This is a genomic window from Phaeobacter sp. JH20_02, assembly GCF_048056915.1.
Taxonomy (GTDB): Bacteria; Pseudomonadota; Alphaproteobacteria; order Rhodobacterales; family Rhodobacteraceae; genus Phaeobacter; species Phaeobacter bryozoorum.
In genome coordinates this window covers 15,577-33,759 of record NZ_JAYMVP010000023.1, presented here as the reverse complement: position 1 = coordinate 33,759, position 18,183 = coordinate 15,577, and the positions used below count along the sequence as shown (strand labels likewise).

The 18,183-nt window shown below is 59.1% G+C and carries 18 protein-coding genes and 1 tRNA gene; 11 read left to right on the top strand and 8 right to left on the bottom strand.

The window, feature by feature from the left end:
• The first annotated feature begins 47 nt into the window (after window positions 1-47).
• The 8 genes from trmB to trpB all read left to right on the top strand — a co-directional run bounded on the left by trmB (window position 48) and on the right by trpB (window position 7,986).
• The gene (trmB, locus tag VWY34_RS12370) at window positions 48-812 is read left to right on the top strand and encodes a tRNA (guanine(46)-N(7))-methyltransferase TrmB (protein ID WP_416545467.1); all 765 of its coding nucleotides are present in this window, start codon (window positions 48-50) and stop codon (window positions 810-812) included.
• Between the two features lie 128 nt (window positions 813-940).
• On the top strand, window positions 941-2,290 hold the full coding sequence (gene aroA / locus VWY34_RS12365; protein ID WP_416545465.1) for a 3-phosphoshikimate 1-carboxyvinyltransferase: 1,350 nt from the start codon (window positions 941-943) through the stop codon (window positions 2,288-2,290).
• Window positions 2,287-2,892, top strand: a complete 606-nt coding sequence (gene cmk / locus VWY34_RS12360; RefSeq protein WP_416545463.1) for a (d)CMP kinase — start codon at window positions 2,287-2,289, stop codon at window positions 2,890-2,892. The genes aroA and cmk overlap by 4 nt, the downstream gene beginning before the upstream one ends.
• Before the next feature lie 392 nt (window positions 2,893-3,284).
• Window positions 3,285-4,964, top strand: coding sequence for a 30S ribosomal protein S1 (gene rpsA, locus VWY34_RS12355; RefSeq protein WP_340544437.1), 1,680 nt, complete (start codon window positions 3,285-3,287; stop codon window positions 4,962-4,964).
• Window positions 4,965-5,305: 341 nt separating this feature from the next.
• Complete coding sequence (gene ihfB, locus VWY34_RS12350) at window positions 5,306-5,590, top strand: integration host factor subunit beta (protein ID WP_008560927.1); 285 nt, start codon at window positions 5,306-5,308, stop codon at window positions 5,588-5,590.
• Window positions 5,590-5,940: a LapA family protein gene (locus tag VWY34_RS12345; RefSeq protein WP_340544448.1), complete on the top strand. Its 351-nt coding sequence runs from the start codon at window positions 5,590-5,592 to the stop codon at window positions 5,938-5,940. The genes ihfB and VWY34_RS12345 overlap by 1 nt, the downstream gene beginning before the upstream one ends.
• A 6-nt stretch (window positions 5,941-5,946) precedes the next feature.
• Window positions 5,947-6,597 (top strand): phosphoribosylanthranilate isomerase, encoded by a 651-nt coding sequence (locus VWY34_RS12340; RefSeq protein WP_416536528.1) that lies wholly within the window; start codon window positions 5,947-5,949, stop codon window positions 6,595-6,597.
• A gap of 135 nt (window positions 6,598-6,732) precedes the next feature.
• The gene (gene trpB, locus VWY34_RS12335) at window positions 6,733-7,986 is read left to right on the top strand and encodes a tryptophan synthase subunit beta (protein ID WP_416543303.1); all 1,254 of its coding nucleotides are present in this window, start codon (window positions 6,733-6,735) and stop codon (window positions 7,984-7,986) included.
• A 93-nt stretch (window positions 7,987-8,079) separates the two neighbouring features.
• Here trpB and VWY34_RS12330 read toward each other — a convergent pair whose 3' ends face one another.
• The 7 genes from VWY34_RS12330 to VWY34_RS12300 all read right to left on the bottom strand — a co-directional run bounded on the left by VWY34_RS12330 (window position 8,080) and on the right by VWY34_RS12300 (window position 14,154).
• The gene (locus VWY34_RS12330) at window positions 8,080-8,463 is read right to left on the bottom strand and encodes a DUF2237 family protein (RefSeq protein WP_416545461.1); all 384 of its coding nucleotides are present in this window, start codon (window positions 8,461-8,463) and stop codon (window positions 8,080-8,082) included.
• A gap of 9 nt (window positions 8,464-8,472) precedes the next feature.
• Window positions 8,473-9,636, bottom strand: a complete 1,164-nt coding sequence (locus tag VWY34_RS12325; protein WP_416545459.1) for a serine hydrolase domain-containing protein — start codon at window positions 9,634-9,636, stop codon at window positions 8,473-8,475.
• Window positions 9,637-9,713: 77 nt separating this feature from the next.
• Window positions 9,714-10,466 carry an aminoacyl-tRNA hydrolase gene (gene pth / locus VWY34_RS12320; protein WP_416545457.1) on the bottom strand — a complete coding sequence of 251 codons (753 nt, stop codon included), beginning with the start codon at window positions 10,464-10,466 and terminating at the stop codon, window positions 9,714-9,716.
• A gap of 200 nt (window positions 10,467-10,666) precedes the next feature.
• Window positions 10,667-11,296, bottom strand: a complete 630-nt coding sequence (locus VWY34_RS12315; RefSeq protein ID WP_340544454.1) for a 50S ribosomal protein L25/general stress protein Ctc — start codon at window positions 11,294-11,296, stop codon at window positions 10,667-10,669.
• A gap of 128 nt (window positions 11,297-11,424) precedes the next feature.
• Window positions 11,425-12,588 carry an alpha-hydroxy acid oxidase gene (locus tag VWY34_RS12310; RefSeq protein WP_416545455.1) on the bottom strand — a complete coding sequence of 388 codons (1,164 nt, stop codon included), beginning with the start codon at window positions 12,586-12,588 and terminating at the stop codon, window positions 11,425-11,427.
• Between the two features lie 153 nt (window positions 12,589-12,741).
• Window positions 12,742-13,533, bottom strand: a complete 792-nt coding sequence (gene trpA / locus VWY34_RS12305) for a tryptophan synthase subunit alpha (protein ID WP_340544456.1) — start codon at window positions 13,531-13,533, stop codon at window positions 12,742-12,744.
• 108 nt (window positions 13,534-13,641) lie between these two features.
• Window positions 13,642-14,154, bottom strand: coding sequence for an acyloxyacyl hydrolase (locus VWY34_RS12300; RefSeq protein ID WP_416536534.1), 513 nt, complete (start codon window positions 14,152-14,154; stop codon window positions 13,642-13,644).
• 298 nt (window positions 14,155-14,452) lie between these two features.
• On the opposite strand from VWY34_RS12300, the gene ychF reads away from it, so the two are divergent.
• The 3 genes from ychF (at window position 14,453) to VWY34_RS12285 (ending at window position 16,892) form a co-directional block, all read left to right on the top strand.
• A complete protein-coding gene (gene ychF / locus VWY34_RS12295; protein ID WP_416537256.1) occupies window positions 14,453-15,550 on the top strand; it encodes a redox-regulated ATPase YchF in 1,098 nt (365 codons plus the stop codon).
• Between the two features lie 154 nt (window positions 15,551-15,704).
• Window positions 15,705-16,625 (top strand): nucleoside hydrolase, encoded by a 921-nt coding sequence (locus VWY34_RS12290; protein WP_416545453.1) that lies wholly within the window; start codon window positions 15,705-15,707, stop codon window positions 16,623-16,625.
• 177 nt (window positions 16,626-16,802) lie between these two features.
• Window positions 16,803-16,892: transfer RNA gene (locus tag VWY34_RS12285), tRNA-Ser, on the top strand.
• A gap of 613 nt (window positions 16,893-17,505) precedes the next feature.
• Here the strand turns inward: VWY34_RS12285 and VWY34_RS12280 are convergent.
• Window positions 17,506-18,183 carry a DUF2461 domain-containing protein gene (locus tag VWY34_RS12280; RefSeq protein ID WP_416545451.1) on the bottom strand — a complete coding sequence of 226 codons (678 nt, stop codon included), beginning with the start codon at window positions 18,181-18,183 and terminating at the stop codon, window positions 17,506-17,508.

Genomic DNA, 18,183 nt, shown 5'->3' with positions numbered 1-18,183 from the left:
GGCAGAGGGGCGGCCAGGTTTTGAACGCGCGATAGGAAAGTCTCCCGATGTCTGATGACAGCAAACCCACCCCGGCGCCTACTGGCGACAGCCGGCCCAATGCGGTTGACAAACATCAGAGCGGTGCGCCCTGGCGGAACTTTTACGGGCGGCTCAAAGGCAAGCAGCTGAAAGACAGCCAGCAGCGCTACATCGACGAAGATCTCGCCTCACTCAGCCCGGGCGCTGTTGGCTGGGACGTGAACCCCGATCGCTCCGATCTTGATCTGGCGGCGATGTTCGGAGGGCGCGATGTCTGGCTGGAAGTTGGTTTCGGCGGCGGCGAACATCTGGTGCATCAGGCGAAGTCGAACCCGGATGTCGGGATCATCGGCGCAGAACCCTATATCAACGGTGTCGCTATGCTCTTGGGCAAGATCCGCCGCGCGGGGGTGGACAATATAAAGGTCCATCACGGCGATGCACGCGACCTGATGGATGTTCTGCCGGAACAGTCGATCTCCCGTGCCTTTTTGCTCTACCCCGACCCCTGGCCTAAGGCCCGCCATCACCGTCGCCGTTTCGTGACCCAAGAGCATCTCGAGCCGCTGGCAAAATGCCTGAAACCGGGCGCGATCTTCCGGGTGGCAACCGATATCCCCGATTATGTCCGCCAAACCATGGAAGAGGTGCCGCAGGCCGGATTCGAGTGGCTGGCAGAGGGGCCGGATGACTGGCGCGTGGCCTGGGATGACTGGATCTCGACCCGCTATGAGCAAAAGGCCCTGCGCGAAGGCCGTACGCCCCACTATATGATCTTCCGTCGCCTCTGATCTCATTCGCGCCCGCCCGACGAACACGATATTCTGCCGGGAATGGCGGCAGCGGGAAAACACGCTGGACCGAAACCGAGCGATTGGGTAGGTCCAATTGTGAACGCTAGCATTTCGAAAGGTTCCTCATGTCCGGACACGGTACGCCCATCCCGATGACCTCGCACCGCGCCGATCCGCTGACCGGCATGGCTGAGGTTCCAGGCGACAAGTCGATTTCGCATCGCTCGCTGATCCTTGGGGCGCTGGCCGTTGGCGAGACCAAGATTTCGGGCTTGCTGGAAGGTGAGGATGTCCTGGATACAGCCAAGGCGATGCAGGCGATGGGGGCGGAGGTCATCAACCATGGTGGCGGAAACTGGTCGGTGCATGGCGTCGGCGTCGGTGGTCTGGCTGAGCCGGATCAGGTGATCGACTGCGGCAACTCCGGTACGGGCGTACGCCTGATCATGGGGGTTATGGCGACCTCTCCCATCACAGTAACATTTACCGGCGATGCCAGCCTCAACAAGCGGCCTATGGCGCGGGTGACCGATCCGCTGGCCCTGTTTGGTGCGCAGTCTGTTGGCCGCTCGGGCGGACGTCTGCCGATGACGATTGTCGGTGCCGCGGATCCAACCCCCGTGCGCTACACCGTTCCGGTGCCCTCGGCGCAGGTGAAATCCGCAGTCTTGCTGGCCGGTCTGAACGCACCCGGAAAGACGGTGGTGATCGAGAAAGAGGCGACCCGCGACCACTCTGAGCGAATGCTGGCAGGCTTCGGCGCCGAAATCACTGTCGAGGATACCGATGAGGGGCGCGTTATCACGCTGACAGGACAGCCCGAATTGAAGCCGCAGGTCATTGCGGTGCCGCGTGATCCTTCCAGCGCGGCCTTCCCGGTATGTGCTGCGTTGATCACTCCCGGATCTGATGTGCTGGTCCCCGGTATCGGCCTGAACCCGACGCGGGCGGGGCTGTTCTACACGCTTCAGGATATGGGCGCGGATCTCACCTTTGAAAACATGCGCGAAGAGGGTGGGGAGCCGGTGGCCGACCTGCGCGCACGCTATTCGCCTGAAATGAAGGGGATTGATGTTCCGCCAGAACGCGCCGCCTCGATGATCGACGAATATCCGGTTCTGTCTGTGGTGGCGTCTTTTGCCACCGGCAAAACGATGATGACCGGTGTGAAGGAGCTGCGCGTTAAGGAAAGCGACAGGATCGACGCGATGGCCCGTGGCCTGCGGGCCAACGGCGTGATGGTCGAGGAGGGCGACGACTGGTGGGCGGTCTCTGGTCTCGGTCCGGAAGGTGTGCCCGGTGGCGGCACCTGCGAGAGTTTTCTCGATCACCGCATTGCAATGTCCTTCATGGTCATGGGCATGGGCGCGCAGAAACCGGTGACGGTTGACGATGGCACGCCAATTGCCACCTCCTTTCCGATTTTCACGTCCCTGATGACCGGTTTGGGGGCACGGCTAGAGACCCCGTCATGAGCTTCACGGTCGCAGTTGATGGCCCCGCTGCTGCGGGTAAGGGCACGATATCGCGGGCGGTTGCGGCTCATTTCGGCTTTGGTCACCTGGACACCGGGCTGCTCTATCGTGCCGTTGGCGCGCGGATGCTCGCAGGTGATAAGCCGATTGAGGCCGCGCTTGCGCTGCTGCCTGAGGATCTTGAGCGCCCTGAACTGCGTACGGCACAGGTGGCCCAGGCCGCCTCAAAGGTTGCTGTGATCCCTGAAGTGCGCGCGGCCCTGGTCGATTTTCAACGCGCCTTTGCCCGTCGGGCTGGGGGCGCGGTGCTGGACGGGCGGGACATCGGCACCGTGATCTGCCCGCGTGCGCAGGCAAAGCTTTTCGTGACGGCAGGCGCCGAAGTGCGCGCGCAGCGACGTTTGCAGGAGCTGATGGCTGCTGGAAACCCCACCAGCTTTGCCGAGGTGCTGGAAGATGTGAAGGCCCGCGATGCACGCGACACAAACCGTTCCGAGTCGCCTCTGAAACCTGCCAGCGATGCGGTGATCCTGGACACCAGCGCGTTGAGCATTGAGGAAGCTGTGGCGATGGCCATTGCAGCCATTGAGGCACGCCGCTAGCGGCCGTCGGCAATCCCTAATCCGCAGTTTGTAGGGCAGATCAGATAGCCATGTCACGGCGATAAGCCGCTGTTGCGTCCCATGGCAGAGCGAAACCTCGCGTGTTTTTGCTCGTTCCAGCGGTTATTGTCGGTGTGCCGGCCCGTCCTTTGCGGAGATTTATGACGGTTTCCCTTGCGCCGAAGGGGGAATCCGCATACTAAGCGCGCTGTCACTATAGAGGCGGTTAACGCACGGGCGGCATTCTGAGCAGGGTCGGGGCATACCTCGGCCCTTTGTGTTTGTCTGATCAGACCGGCATGTGCTGCGCCTCATACGGACCAATCTTCAAGACCGGCGGAGACAACCGCCCGGCCAGATAAAACCGATTTGTAAAGGAAACCTGAGACCACATGGCTCAAGACACATCGATGGAGGAATTCGAAGCCCTCCTGAACGAAAGCTTCGAAATGGACACACCCGAAGAAGGGTCTGTCGTAAAAGGCAAGGTCATCGCAATCGAAGCGGGCCAGGCCATCATCGACGTCGGCTACAAAATGGAAGGCCGCGTTGAGCTTAAAGAATTCGCAAACCCTGGCGAAGCTCCCGAAATCTCTGTTGGCGACGAAGTAGAAGTCTTCCTGCGCGCTGCTGAGAACGCCCGTGGCGAAGCAGTTATCTCCCGCGAGATGGCCCGCCGCGAAGAAGCATGGGATCGCCTGGAAAAAGCATACGCAGACGACCAGCGCGTCGAAGGTGCGATCTTCGGTCGTGTCAAAGGCGGCTTCACCGTCGATCTGGGCGGCGCAGTTGCCTTCCTGCCCGGTTCGCAGGTTGACGTGCGCCCCGTGCGCGACGCTGGCCCGCTGATGGGTCTGAAGCAGCCGTTCCAGATCCTGAAGATGGACCGTCGTCGTGGCAACATCGTTGTGTCCCGCCGTGCGATCCTCGAAGAGTCCCGCGCCGAGCAGCGCGCCGAAGTTATCGGCAACCTGTCCGAAGGCCAGGCAGTGGACGGTGTCGTCAAGAACATCACCGAATACGGTGCGTTTGTTGACCTGGGCGGCGTTGACGGCCTGCTGCACGTCACCGACATGGCATGGCGCCGTGTGAACCACCCCTCCGAGATCCTGTCGATCGGCGAAACCGTCAAGGTTCAGGTCATCAAGATCAACAAAGACACCCACCGCATCAGCCTCGGCATGAAGCAGCTGCAGGAAGATCCGTGGGATCTGGTTGGCGCCAAATACCCGCTGTCCTCCGTGCACAAGGGTCGCGTCACCAACATCACCGATTACGGTGCATTTGTTGAGCTGGAGCCGGGCGTCGAAGGTCTGGTTCACGTCTCCGAGATGTCCTGGACCAAGAAGAACGTCCACCCGGGCAAGATCGTCTCCACTTCTCAGGAAGTCGACGTCATGGTTCTGGAAATCGACGGTGCCAAGCGCCGCGTTTCCCTGGGCCTCAAGCAGACCATGCGCAACCCGTGGGAAGTCTTTGCTGAGACTCACCCCGAGGGCACCCAGGTCGAAGGCGAAGTCAAGAACATCACCGAATTCGGTCTGTTCATTGGCCTCGACGGCGACATCGACGGCATGGTTCACCTCTCCGACCTCAGCTGGGACGAGCGCGGCGAAGACGCGATTCAGAACTACCGCAAAGGCGACATGGTTTCGGCCGTTGTTTCCGAAGTGGATGTCGAGAAAGAGCGTATCTCGCTGTCGATCAAAGCCCTGGGCGGCGACAAGTTCGCAGAAGCCGTGGGCGGCGTGAAGCGCGGCTCCATCGTGACCGTGAACGTCACCGCCATCGAAGAAGGCGGCATCGAAGTGGAATACGAAGGCATGAAGTCCTTCATCCGCCGCTCCGATCTGTCGCGTGACCGTGCCGAACAGCGCCCTGAGCGCTTCTCGGTTGGTGACAAGGTTGATGTGCGCGTGACCAACGTGGACAGCAAGACCCGCCGTCTGGGCCTGTCGATCAAAGCACGCGAAATCGCGGAAGAAAAAGAAGCTGTCGAACAGTACGGCTCCTCGGATTCCGGCGCATCGCTGGGCGATATCCTCGGCGCAGCGCTGAAAACAGGCGACTGATTTCAGCAGCCAGCCTAGGCTGACGAGTATGAACGGTCCTGCCCTGTTGGGTGGGGCCGTTTCTTTTTGTCGCAGGCCAATCCTCCCTCCCGTGGCGGCAGGCGGGGGGAAAACACCGCCGGGCCTGACTGCGAATCACAAAATCTGTCCCGACCCTTGCAGATGAATCCGGCGTGCCCCATCTCTGCTTTGTGGGTGAAAGCCGCCTGAACGAGCCTAATGATAGGCAAACGCTGACTTATTTGCGGGGCAGGCCCGTATCCACTGTTCCCGGTTTGAGGTTTTGTACCTATAGTCGGTGGATAGAAACTGTGCCTAGCTTGGCTTGGGAGGGCCGAGAGATGATCCGCTCGGAATTGATCCAGAAGATTGCAGACGAAAACCCGCACCTGTATCAGCGTGATGTGGAGCGGATCGTGAATACCGTGTTCGAAGAGGTGACCGACGCAATGGCGCGCGGTGATCGTGTGGAGCTGCGGGGCTTTGGCGCCTTTTCGGTGAAACAGCGGGATGCGCGGGTTGGTCGCAATCCCCGTACCGGCGAAACGGTCCATGTTGAGGAAAAACACGTGCCGTTCTTCAAGACAGGTAAACTCTTGAGGGATCGCCTGAACGGAAAAGCCTGATGCGCTATATTCGCTATGCCTATCTTGGGGTGATTGCTATCGCCCTTATCTCTGTTTCTTTGGCGAACCGGGGGCTGGTTGAACTCAAACTGATGCCCACGGCTTTTGCCGAACTTCTGGGATATAATTTTCAGATCACGTTGCCGCTGTTTGTGGTGGTTCTGGGTGGCATTGCGGTTGGTTTGATCATCGGCTTCATCATCGAATGGCTGCGTGAACACAAACATCGCCGCGAAGCAGATCTGAAGGCTCGCGAGGCGAAGAAGCTCTCGCGCGAGGTCAATCGCCTGAAGAAGCAGAAACACGAGGGCAAGGACGAGGTCCTCGCTATTCTCGACGAAGCGAGCTGACGCCCCATGGACATTCGGGTCAAGATTTGTGGGCTGAAAACGCCGGGCGACATCGCGGCTGCGGCTGAGGCGGGCGCCGCCTATATTGGTTTCAACTTCTTTCCGAAATCCCCTCGGTCTGTTACCCCGCAGGAGGCTGCGGTACTTGCTGTTGAGGCGCCGATGGGCTTGTGCAAGGTCGCGTTGGTGGTCAATCCGGATGACGCCCTGCTGGATGAAATCACCAGTGTTGTACCATTGGACATGATTCAGTTGCACGGGCAGGAAACGCCAGAGCGGGTTGCGCAGGTCAAAGCACGCTACGGCCTGCCGGTGATGAAGGTTCTAGGAGTCTCGAATGCTGAGGATATCCAGGGGATCGAAGCCTACGAATCCGTTGCGGACCAGATTCTCGTCGATGCCAAGGCGCCGAAGGGGGCCGTTCTTCCCGGCGGCAATGGGGTCATCTTTGACTGGGGTCTGCTGGCGCGCAAGAAATACTGGCGGCGGCCCTGGATGCTGGCAGGCGGCTTGACGCCTGAGAATGTCGCCGAGGCGATCCGGGTCACCGGCGCGCGTCAGGTCGATGTGGCCTCCGGTGCAGAGAGCACGGTTGGCGTGAAGGATCCGGCCCGCATTCGTGCATTCTGTGAAGCCGCCGGTGCGCCACGCCGCTGAGCGGCACCTTGGCTCCGGCGATCCAACACCAGCGCCGCGACATTGCGCATCAGCCTCGATAATCCGCTGCACCTCTCTTTACCCGGGGCAGGCTGCGCTATACTCATATCGAGCGCCGCGAAGAAGGAAAGAACCATGGCCGAAGATCTATTCAACAGCTTCATGAACGGTCCCGACGAACAGGGACGGTTTGGTATTTTCGGGGGACGGTTTGTCAGCGAGACCCTGATGCCGCTGATCCTCAGCCTGGAAGAGGAGTATGATCGCGCCAAGGATGATCCAAGCTTCTGGGCGGAGATGGATGACCTTTGGAAGAACTATGTGGGTCGCCCCAGCCCGCTCTATTTCGCCGAGCGGCTGACGGACCATCTCGGCGGTGCTAAGGTTTATCTGAAGCGTGATGAGCTGAACCACACTGGCGCGCATAAGATCAACAATGTTCTGGGGCAGATCCTGCTCGCCCGCCGCATGGGCAAGAACCGGATCATCGCCGAGACGGGCGCCGGGCAGCATGGTGTTGCAACAGCAACGGTCTGCGCCAAGTTCGGCCTGAAATGCGTGGTCTATATGGGCGCTCATGATGTGCAGCGTCAGGCGCCCAATGTCTTCCGTATGCGGCTTCTGGGTGCTGAGGTGATCCCGGTCACCTCGGGGCGTGGAACGCTGAAAGATGCCATGAATGACGCGCTGCGCGACTGGGTGACCAACGTCCACGACACCTTTTACTGCATCGGGACGGTGGCTGGCCCACACCCCTATCCGGCGATGGTGCGCGACTTCCAGGCCGTGATCGGCAAAGAGGTCCGCTGGCAGCTCGCGGAGCAGGAGGGGGAGGGTCGCCTGCCTGACACTGTGATTGCGGCCATCGGTGGCGGATCGAACGCCATGGGCCTGTTCTACCCCTTCCTTGATGACAAATCGGTCAACATCATCGGGGTTGAGGCCGGCGGCAAGGGTGTTGACGAGAAGATGCAGCATTGCGCATCTCTAACTGGCGGTCGCCCGGGGGTGCTTCACGGCAACCGAACCTACCTGTTGCAGGACGACGACGGGCAGATCCTTGAGGGCTTTTCGATCTCTGCCGGACTGGACTACCCGGGGATCGGGCCGGAACACGCCTGGCTGAATGATATCGGCCGCGCCAACTACGTCTCCATCACCGATAAGGAGGCGCTGGAAGCGTTTCAGCTGTCCTGTGCGCTGGAGGGAATCATCCCGGCGCTTGAGCCAAGCCATGCACTGGCGCATGTGATGAAGATCGCACCGGATCTGCCAAAAGACCATATCATCGTGATGAATATGTGTGGTCGTGGCGACAAGGATATCTTTACCGTCGCCCGTCACCTCGGCTTTGACATGTCTGACACCGAAGGCCGCGACAGCGACTGAACCTGCCACAATGCGCGAATAATCAAGAAAAAGGCGCCTCGCATCGCGGGCGCCTTTATTCGTGGCTCTAGGCTCGCAGGCGGTCAGCTGCGCCTAATAGGTTTCCCCTGATGCAGCATGGTTTTTCAGCACGCTGAGCGGAACGATCTCCAAAGCACGCTTATGTGTCGCCGCAAGGTTGACCTGTGGTGCGCAACCTTCGTCAGCCGCCTGAAGGAAACGCGCGGCACAAAGGCACCAGCTGTCCCCGGCCTTCAGCCCGGCAAAGCCGAATTCGGGGCGCGGTGTGGAGAGGTCATTGCCGACGTATTTGGAATAGGCCAGAAACTCATCCGTCATCACCGCGCAGACCGTATGGCTGCCCTGATCCTGCGCGCAGGTGTTGCAATGGCCGTCACGAAAGAACCCGGTCATCGGAGCGGTGGAACAGGAGGCCAGGGCTCTCCCGAATACGTTTATGCTGTCGTCTTGGTCCATGGTCGGATCCTACAGAGATTTGGCAAGGGCCCGCAGTATTCTGACGTTTTCATCAGCGACACCGGGATCACGGAACCGCCGATCAGCGCTGGTTACCACAATCACCACCTCGCGGGCCTGATTGATATAGATATACTGCCCGTAGACCCCTCTGGCCAGAAATTCGCCCGGTACGGCATTCTTGGGGATCCACCATTGAAACCCATACCCGATACGACCGGCCTTTGTCGGCGCCGATGGCCGGGTGGAGGCGGTGATCCAGGCCTGCGGAACCACCTGCATGCCGTTGTAGCGGCCGTTCTGGGCAATCATCTGACCAAAGCGTGCATAGTCGCGCGTGGTCTGGTTGATCCCTCCCAGCACAAAGGCAACGCCCTCGCCATCTGTCAGATAATAGCCCGCCTGTTCCAGGCCGAGATGCCGCAGTATTTTCTCTGACAGAAGGTCCGGGACGGTGCGGCCCGTTGCCCCGCGGATGACCATTCCCAGCACATGGGTGTCGATGGAGACATACTGCCAGGCCTCGCCCGGGGCTCCGATTGTTTCGGTCAGGCCGGCGGCGAACTCATCCAGCGTGCCGCCAAGCGCCAGCGTGCGCCCCATACGGTTGATGTCGGAGTTATAGTCCAGATAATCCTCGTTGAACTTAACTCCGCTGGCCATATTCAACACATTGCGGATGCTGGCCCGCTCATAGGCACTGCCCTTCAGCTCGGGCGCATACTCGATGACAAGATCATCGAGCGAGCGGATCTTATCCTCCTGCAACAGAATGCCCAGCAGCGCCGAGAGGTAGCTCTTGGCCATCGACCAGGAAATCCGCAGATCACCCGGCTTGGTCCCCTGATAATAGCTTTCGTGACGAAGCTGACCGCCCTTCAGTACCAAGAGAGACGTAACCGTCCGCTCATTGATCCAGTCTTGGGCGCCGGCTGGCAGCGTCATTTCAACGCCGCGCGGCAGGGGGCTGACCGCAGTGGCGCCACGATCAAGGGGGACCGTCAGGAATGCCGCCTCCATATTTGAGAAATTAGAAACAATACGATCTGCATCAAACAGCCTGTTCACGGCCATCAGACGGCTCAGCGACTCTCGCTGCCAATAGGCAAGGGCGGCCGCGCAGATCAGTAAGGTTATGAGAAAATAGGAAAATAGCTTTAAATATCGACGCATAAAAATCCTCCTCGGGCGCGGCTGAGCCTAGCCAGCCGGAGCCTGCCCGCGCAAACAGGACGCAACGGAAACTTTGATTACTTGAACTTGTTCAGCAGCCGCTCCATGGCGGATGGCTGGGGTTGATTGCCGGTGTCAGTTCTATCGGCTTGTGAAGGCTGGGAGGGCTGCGACTTGGCCGTGTCTCCGGATTTTGCCGCTTTTCCCGAAGGTACGGCAGCTTTCTGCCCCTTTGGCGCTGGCCCGGCGCTCGAGCTGCGCGGTGGAGCCACGCGCAGGGCAACAGCATTCATGAATTTTCCGCCATCTCCCGCCGCCAAATGGGCAGCGCCGTCGGAGATACCGCGCATTAGATCATCGAGCCAGACCTCATCTGCCTTCGCGAAATCGCGTAGCACATATCCTGCAACGGCGTCCTTGTGACCCGGGTGACCGATACCGAGCCGCACGCGACCGTAATCTGCACCGATATGAGAATGGATCGAGCGCAGCCCATTATGGCCTGCATGGCCGCCGCCCTGTTTCACCCGCGCCTTCCCCGGTGCAAGGTCCAGCTCATCGTGCAGGACAATCACATCGATGGGGGCGAGTTTATAGAACCGCATAGCTTCGCCGACGGACTGACCGGAAAGGTTCATAAAGGTCTGCGGTTTCAGCAGCAGGACCTTGGTTCCGCCAAGCACACCTTCACTGATTTGGGCCTGGAACTTTGATTTCCAAGGCGAAAACCCGTGGTCGCTAGCAATCTGATCCAGCGCCATAAAGCCGATATTGTGCCGGTTGCCTGCATATTTCGCGCCGGGGTTTCCGAGGCCAACAAAAAGTTTCATGGACAATTCTACGATGTGTTTGGTGTGGGGCTCTATCTCATCAGGCTACATGGCGCGTTTGCGAACAAAAATCCAGCCCCTGACGCGATTCGACATCCGTTTGAAAGGTGGCGACCTGCCAAGACTGCCGCCCATAATCTACAAAAAAAGCGAGGCCAAAGATGGCCTCGCTTCGTCGTTCCGGACCTTTCGGTCGGAGCTTATTCTTCTGCGGCCACTTCGGCTTCGTCTTCAGACGCTTCGTTGTCAGCGGACTTCAGGCCCGACGGAGCGGAGATGTTGGCTACAACGAAATCGCGGTCGATGGTCGGCTTTGCGCCTTCCGGCAGTTTGATTGAGGAGATGGTGACGGTGTCGCCAACATTCAGACCGTCAAGATCAACAACCAGCTTCTCGGGGATGTCGCCAGCGGTCACAACCAGCTCAACCTCGGGACGGACGGCGGTCAGAACGCCGCCACGCTTGATGCCGGGGGCTTTGTCTTCGTTGATGAACTCTACGGGAACGAAGAGATTCACCTTCGAGGTGCGACGCAGACGCATCAGGTCGAAGTGTGTCGGCAGGTCCTTGACAACGTCACGCTGAACGTCGCGGCAGATCACGCGCACGTCTTCCTGGCCTTCCACTTTCAGGTTCCACAGGGTGGACTTGAAGCGGCCGGCTTTCAGTTTTTTCAGCAGTTCGTTGAAGGGGATCTGGATCGACATCGGTTCGGCATCGCCACCGAAAACAACACCAGGAACCATGCCAGCACGACGTGCTGCACGAGCGGCGCCCTTGCCCGACCCCGTACGTTCTTGGCAAACAAGATCAGGAATCTGACCAGCCATGATAATTCTCCAATTTGATAATGGGGGTGCCTCCAAGGCTGTCACCCCGCGTGAAGCCGTGCGCATAGACCGGATTGGCTGATATTGCAAGTCGCAAACCGGAAATACGGCTGTCGCCGCGCCGTATGTTACTGCCAGCGTCCGCCGAAATCTTCGGGGATCAGCAGGTTGTGACGACCCAGATTGGCGACAGATTTCTCACCGCATAGCGCCATTGTTGTATCCAGCTCCTTGTGCAGCACCTCCAGTGCCCGGGTGACGCCGGCCTGTCCCATAGCGCCGAGCCCGTAAACAAAGGCGCGCCCGATCATGGTTCCCGTCGCGCCAAGGGCAAGTGCCTTCAGGATATCCTGACCGGAGCGGATGCCGCTGTCCAAATGAACCTCGATCTGATCGCCGACAGCCTCCATGATTGCCGGAAGCATCTGAATGGAGCTCAGTGCGCCATCCAGCTGGCGGCCACCATGATTGGAGACCACGATTGCGTCGGCACCAACTTTTGCTGCCATCCTGGCATCTTCTACATCTAGAATTCCCTTCAGGATGACCTTGCCATCCCAAAGCTCGATCAGCTTGGCAATCTTGCCCCAGTCGAGCGAGGGGTCGAACTGTTCCGCTGTCCAGGCACCCAGTGACGAGGCGTCCGAAATCCCGTCCACATGGCCGACGATATTGCCGAAGTTACGCCGCTTGGCGCCCAGCATCTGCAGGCCCCAGGTCCATTTGGTCATCAGGTTGGCGATGGTCTTCGGGGTCAGCTTCGGCGGTGCGGAGAGGCCGTTTTTCAGATCCTTGTGCCGCTGGCCAAGAATTTGGAGGTCCAGCGTGATTACCAGGGCGGAGCATTTGGCGTCTTTTGCACGCCGGATCAGACGACGGACATAATCCTCATCCTTCATCGTATAAAGCTGAAACCAAAAGGGTTTTGTCGTAGCCTCGGCCACGTCCTCGATCGAGTTGATGGACATTGTCGACAGCGTGAACGGCACGCCGAAAGCCTCGGCGGCGCGGGCTGCTTTTATCTCGCCATCGGCATGTTGCATACCGGTCAGACCAACCGGCGCGAGGGCAACAGGCATCGACACTTCCTGCCCGATCATCCGGCTTGCGGTGCTGCGGCCAGCCATATCGACTGCCACCCGTTGGCGCAGTCGAATCTTTTCAAAATCGCTGGTGTTGTCGCGAAAGGTCTGCTCGGTCCAGCTGCCACTTTCTGCATAGTCATAGAACATGCGCGGGACACGCCGTTCATAGATGCATTTCAGATCGTCGATATTGGTAATGACTGGCACGGTGTCATCCTCGCCCTTGTTTGGTAATAATTTATTACCAATCCATTGGGTGAGATGCAATGCAGGATGCTCGCGCGCGGATGTGAACGGCAAAAAAGCCGCACCCGATGGGATGCGGCCTGATGATTGTTGGCGGCGATCAGCTGATTGCGATCAGGCAGCGTGTGCCCCGTCAGAGAGAGACTTTACGAAACTGAGGACCTCGGCGACGGATTTGCCTGCGCCAATCTGGCCGACGATGGCAGAGCCGACCACCGCGCCATCGGCGACGGAGGCGATGGCCTTTGATTTTTCAGGCGTATTGATGCCAAAGCCGACGATAACAGGCAGATCGGTATTGGCTTTGATCCGCGCCACTTCCGGTCCGACATTGGTCGCTTCGGCTTCGGCTGCACCTGTGATCCCGGTGATCGAGACGTAATAGACGAAACCGGAGGTGTTTTGCAGGACGCGGGGCAGGCGCTTGTCGTCGGTGGTAGGAGTGGCCAGTCGAATGAAATTCAGCCCTGCCTCCTGCGCGGGGAGGCACAATTCGCTGTCTTCTTCCGGCGGCAGGTCAACCACGATCAACCCGTCGATGCCAGCTGCCTTGGCGTCTTTGAGGAACTTATCAACGCCCCGGCTATAGATAGGGTTGTAGTATCCCATCATCACGATGGGTGTGGTGTCGTCTTCGGCGCGGAACGCACGCGCCAGCTCAAGTGTGCGCTCAAGGGTCATACCGGCTTCCAGCGCGCGCTGTCCGGCCAGCTGAATGGTCGGGCCATCGGCCATCGGATCGGTAAAGGGTAGGCCCAGTTCGATCACATCGACGCCCGCCGCGGGCAGCCCCTTTACCAGTTCAAGCGAGGTGTCGAAGTCAGGGTCACCCGCCATGACATAGGCGACAAAGGCCTTTTTGCTGGCAGCTTTCAGTTCGGCGAATTTGGCATCAATGCGGGTCATGATCGGGCCTTTTGAATGTGTCCGCTTCGGTGTGCCGAATGTTGCGGCGGAAATCAATCCCGCTCGCCTTATTGCCACGCTGCTCCTCCGCCAGGCGGGCGCCTGCCTCTAGCCCTTGAAGGGGACGTGCCAGCGTAGCAGCAGCGAATTTACCCCGGGGTTGATATCGGCTGTGGATGCGTTTGATTTATGGGTCAGCGCCAGCGACAGCGATTTGCCATTTGCGAATTCCTTGCCAAGGGCGATTGCGCTGCGAATTTCAAATGTTGAGCCCAGATCGTTGAGCCGGACACTCTCGGCGTAGGCACCGGGCATTACGCTGGTTTCAATGAACCAGCCGCGCTGGAGATGCCACGTGCCGACCGCACCTGCGCCGATGAACAGATCGCCAGTGGTTTGCACATCAAGTGCGGCACCAAAGGCTGCGTCGAAATTGCCACGCTGCCAGAACGCATCATGCTGGTATTCCACCGAGATCAATGCGCTATCCTCTGCGCCTTCACGGGAAAAGCTTGAATATCCTGCACCAAAGATCCAGTCGGCGGCAGCCGAAGGGAGGGCGCTGGCAAGCGTCAGGGCGCAGGCGAGGGGCGTCGCGGTAACGAAGGTGCGTAATGTCATTGTCAATAGTCTCGTTTTGGTCAGCCTAGCTGGAACTCAGCCGTTAAATCATAAGAATGTCCACCTTCTGGCGGGGCAAAGGGATCACATTCCGATCAAAGGAACGCGAGTGTCACCAATTGGTTGCACCTTGTTTTGAAATTTTCCATGCTCAGAACCTCCGCATCGGGACTGGGTCTTCACGGCTCTTTGCAGCAGCCTCGACCGGGGCGCTTGGCGGAGGGGGCGGGAGATGCGCGCTTGCGTCACTTCGAAATGCTGCCTAGAAGCACCTCCCAAGTGGCATCAGGAGGCCGAAATGGGCTTTAAAATGGGAATCGTGGGTCTGCCGAACGTCGGCAAGTCGACCCTGTTCAACGCATTGACGAAAACCGCATCGGCGCAGGCGGCGAACTTTCCGTTTTGCACGATCGAACCGAATGTCGGTGAAGTCGGCGTGCCCGATGCTCGGCTGGACAAGCTGGCGGCCATTGCGGGCTCTAAACAGATCATCCCGACGCGGATGACATTTGTTGATATCGCAGGCTTGGTCAAAGGCGCTTCGCAGGGCGAGGGTCTGGGCAACCAGTTTCTCGCCAACATCCGCGAAACCGATGCCATCGCCCATGTGCTGCGCTGCTTTGAAGATGGCGATGTGACCCATGTTGAAGGGCGCGTTGACCCGGTTGCCGATGCCGAGGTGATCGAGACTGAACTGATGCTGGCCGACCTAGAAAGCATTGAAAAACGCCGCGCCAATCTGGTGCGTAAGCTGAAGGGCAACGACAAGGAAGCTCAGCAGCAGGACCGCCTTCTGGCGGCGGCACAGGCGATGTTGGAAGATGGCAAACCCGCGCGCCTGGTCGAGGTCGATGCAGAGGATGCCAAGGCCTGGAAAATGCTGCAACTGCTGACAACCAAGCCAGTGCTTTATGTCTGCAACGTCGGCGAGTCGGAATCGGTCGAGGGCAACGAGCATTCGGCCAAAGTGGCGGACATGGCTGCGGCTCAGGGCAACAGCCATGTGATCATCTCGGCCCAGATCGAAGAAGAAATCAGCCAGCTGGAGCCGGAGGAAGCAGAGATGTTCCTCTCCGAAATGGGGCTTGCCGAGGCTGGTCTCGACCGGCTGATCCGTGCAGGCTACCAGCTGTTGCACCTGGAGACCTATTTCACCGTTGGCCCCAAGGAAGCACGCGCCTGGACGATCCGGTCCGGTACTGCGGCACCGCAGGCGGCGGGCGTCATCCACGGCGATTTCGAGAAAGGTTTCATCCGCGCTGAAACCATCGCCTATGACGATTTCATCGCCCATAACGGCGAACAGGGTGCCAAGGAAGCGGGCAAGATGCGCGCCGAGGGCAAAAGCTACATCGTCAAGGATGGCGATGTGCTGCACTTCCTGTTCAACACCTGATCTTTCTGCTCTCCGCGACAATATTGGTGCCCGTCTTCCAGTGAAGGCGGGCATTTTCTTGATACAGCTGTTGTCTATTCCTGAAAGTGGCAGGCTTGAGTTGCCGCTAACGGAAATGCTAAACCCGCACGATTAATTAGTCGGAAGGATAAAGATGACAAAGCTGATCATCGACACGGATCCCGGTATCGACGATGCCATGGCGATTTTCTACGCGGCCGCGGCCCCGGATATCGAGCTACTCGGGCTGACGACAATCTTTGGCAATGTGACCACCAAAACGGCCACCCGTAACGCGTTGCGTTTGCTGGAAGCTGCGGGTCTGGACCTGCCTGTCGCCCATGGCGCCGAGACCCCGCTGGTGCTGCCGCCCTTTACGCCCTCTGCCCATGTGCATGGCGCCGAAGGGTTTGGCGACATTCCGGCCAAGACGCCGAAAGGGCAGGCTCTGGAGGAGGATGCAGCTGACTTCCTGATCCGCATGGCGCGCGAGCACAAGGGTGAGCTGGTGATCTGTCCGATTGGTCCGCTGACCAATATCGCCCATGCGATTCAGCGCGACGCCGAGTTTGCAAAAAATGTGAAACGGATCGTGATCATGGGTGGCTCGCTGGAAGAGGGCGGCAATATCACCCCCCACGCCGAAGCCAACATCTATCATGACCCCCACGCGGCCGACGTCGTCTTCGGTTCCGGCGCGCAGGTCGAGATGGTCGGTCTGGATGTCACGCATCGCATTCTGTGCACCGCCGAGGATTTCTCCGCCATTGCCGCGCAATCCCCGGAGCTGGGTGGGATGTTGCAGGAAATGTCGGTCTTCTACCTGCATTTCTATGAAACCGTCGGCAAGTTTGACGGCTGCTCGCTTCATGATCCGGCCGCAGTCATTGCCTGCACGCATCCTGAGTTTTTCACGGCGCGCTCGGTTGCAATGGAGGTGTCCTGCGACGGTGAAACGTCAGGCGAAACCCGCCTCGCCACAGACAGCGACCGCAAGCCGATCGACGTCTACATGGCAGTTGACGCCGATGCGGTGAAAACTCTGTTCCTGAAGCGGCTTGCCATCCTGCCCTGAAGCGGTGCGCGACGATGGTTTCCTTCGTCCGAACAGCGTCTCACATCGCCCCGCTGCAGCACGCCTGCGGCGGGGCGATTGCTGTTTTTGTCCCCCTGGTCAAGGGCTGCAATTTTTTTGCCGAAAACAGCATTTCGCCCTTGTTCTTGGCTTGGTTGCGCTGATAGACGGGTCAGCGGAGACGTGGCCGAGTGGTCGAAGGCGCTCCCCTGCTAAGGGAGTAGGCCCGGAAGGGTCTCGTGGGTTCGAATCCCATCGTCTCCGCCATCTTCCTCAATATTGTCGTATTCTGTTTCTCTTAATGTTGGGGTGGAATAGGGTGCTCACGATGGATTTCCATCCGGCTGATGAGCCGCACATATTGGGGATCGCTCTGCCCTGAGGGCCGTGAATGTGGTCCTCTTGACCACCTTCGCTTTCGCGTCGGGCGCCGGTATCGCAGGTGCGGGCCGCGCGAAACGGTCTGGATCAGCCTGTGTCTTGGATCGAGCAGCGGGCTGCCACTATCTCGACCAAGGCGCCATGCTCCAAGCGGACAACGTCGGCAATCGCGCCGGAATCCTCTCTGTGTCCGTGAAGCAATCCGCTTACCGGTCGCGCCTCGGCTGTAAGCACATGGCCATGGATGAAAATAGTCGTTCACCGAAGCCTTCGCCAACCGACTTGGCGGCCGGTCGCCCGATATGGTTTTGCGGCGATAAGCAGGCCGAGTAACTTCATTATGGTCACCGCGCCACGCTGAGATCGGCCTCCGCTCTGCCGCCGTGTATCGGGCTCTGTCATCTAGAGGTGCTTCCGGCCTATCAAATGACGCTCGTCAACCGCCTGTATTCCCACACAAGTGTCATATTGCGACCGTGCCGATGATACTGCGGATTCTTTAGCAGGGGCCGGTAGGGGAACCGATGTCGGAAAGCAGGTCAAATACCGGGATGAGCTTTTGAAACGTCGCAGTGGTACGTTCGACGAGATCTGGCTCCGTGACAAAGGCTGTGTCGGTGATGTCGATCCATGCGGCAAACCCCTTGCGTCGCAGTGCAACCTCGTTCGGATGATCCTTATCAAAACCTTTGGGGACCCGTTTCAGGTCCGGCTCACCGATGCGGATACCTGAGGCACGCAGTTCGTCCGTCAATGCGATCAACTCGGCCCCTTTAGGACCCGCCATCGCCCTGCGGAAATTGGCGAGTGCTTCGTTGTCGTATTGAAACACGCCACAGCCCAGCGTCAGCTTCTCAGGCGAGAGACCGAAGAACCACATGGGCGGCTGCGCAGTTGTTCTTTCTGGTCTCAAGGTGACGTGGATATGAGCGTTGTAGGGCGTCTTGTCCTTGGAGAAGCGGACGTCGCGATGGATACGGAAGATCTTGCTGCTATGCGGTTGACCGGTCAGCGCACCAAGTGCGCTCTCCATGTGAGCCGCAAAGACCTTGGTGGGATCTTTGATGCAGTGTTCATATGTCGTTTTATGTGCCGTGAACCAGTCTTTGGTGTTGTTCGCCTTCAGATCGCGCAGGAATTGCAGCGCATCGGGGCTGTAGCTGTCGAATGTATTCAT

What these genes read in the sequence shown, in the direction of transcription:
- trmB (WP_416545467.1), top strand. Translation starts at nt 48, where the DNA reads ATGTCTGATGACAGCAAACCCACCCCGGCGCCTACTGGCGACAGCCGG.
- aroA (WP_416545465.1), top strand. Translation starts at nt 941, where the DNA reads ATGTCCGGACACGGTACGCCCATCCCGATGACCTCGCACCGCGCCGAT.
- cmk (WP_416545463.1), top strand. Translation starts at nt 2,287, where the DNA reads ATGAGCTTCACGGTCGCAGTTGATGGCCCCGCTGCTGCGGGTAAGGGC.
- rpsA (WP_340544437.1), top strand. Translation starts at nt 3,285, where the DNA reads ATGGCTCAAGACACATCGATGGAGGAATTCGAAGCCCTCCTGAACGAA.
- ihfB (WP_008560927.1), top strand. Translation starts at nt 5,306, where the DNA reads ATGATCCGCTCGGAATTGATCCAGAAGATTGCAGACGAAAACCCGCAC.
- VWY34_RS12345 (WP_340544448.1), top strand. Translation starts at nt 5,590, where the DNA reads ATGCGCTATATTCGCTATGCCTATCTTGGGGTGATTGCTATCGCCCTT.
- VWY34_RS12340 (WP_416536528.1), top strand. Translation starts at nt 5,947, where the DNA reads ATGGACATTCGGGTCAAGATTTGTGGGCTGAAAACGCCGGGCGACATC.
- trpB (WP_416543303.1), top strand. Translation starts at nt 6,733, where the DNA reads ATGGCCGAAGATCTATTCAACAGCTTCATGAACGGTCCCGACGAACAG.
- VWY34_RS12330 (WP_416545461.1), bottom strand. Translation starts at nt 8,463, where the DNA reads ATGGACCAAGACGACAGCATAAACGTATTCGGGAGAGCCCTGGCCTCC.
- VWY34_RS12325 (WP_416545459.1), bottom strand. Translation starts at nt 9,636, where the DNA reads ATGCGTCGATATTTAAAGCTATTTTCCTATTTTCTCATAACCTTACTG.
- pth (WP_416545457.1), bottom strand. Translation starts at nt 10,466, where the DNA reads ATGAAACTTTTTGTTGGCCTCGGAAACCCCGGCGCGAAATATGCAGGC.
- VWY34_RS12315 (WP_340544454.1), bottom strand. Translation starts at nt 11,296, where the DNA reads ATGGCTGGTCAGATTCCTGATCTTGTTTGCCAAGAACGTACGGGGTCG.
- trpA (WP_340544456.1), bottom strand. Translation starts at nt 13,533, where the DNA reads ATGACCCGCATTGATGCCAAATTCGCCGAACTGAAAGCTGCCAGCAAA.
- VWY34_RS12300 (WP_416536534.1), bottom strand. Translation starts at nt 14,154, where the DNA reads ATGACATTACGCACCTTCGTTACCGCGACGCCCCTCGCCTGCGCCCTG.
- ychF (WP_416537256.1), top strand. Translation starts at nt 14,453, where the DNA reads ATGGGCTTTAAAATGGGAATCGTGGGTCTGCCGAACGTCGGCAAGTCG.
- VWY34_RS12290 (WP_416545453.1), top strand. Translation starts at nt 15,705, where the DNA reads ATGACAAAGCTGATCATCGACACGGATCCCGGTATCGACGATGCCATG.
- VWY34_RS12280 (WP_416545451.1), bottom strand. Translation starts at nt 18,183, where the DNA reads ATGAATACATTCGACAGCTACAGCCCCGATGCGCTGCAATTCCTGCGC.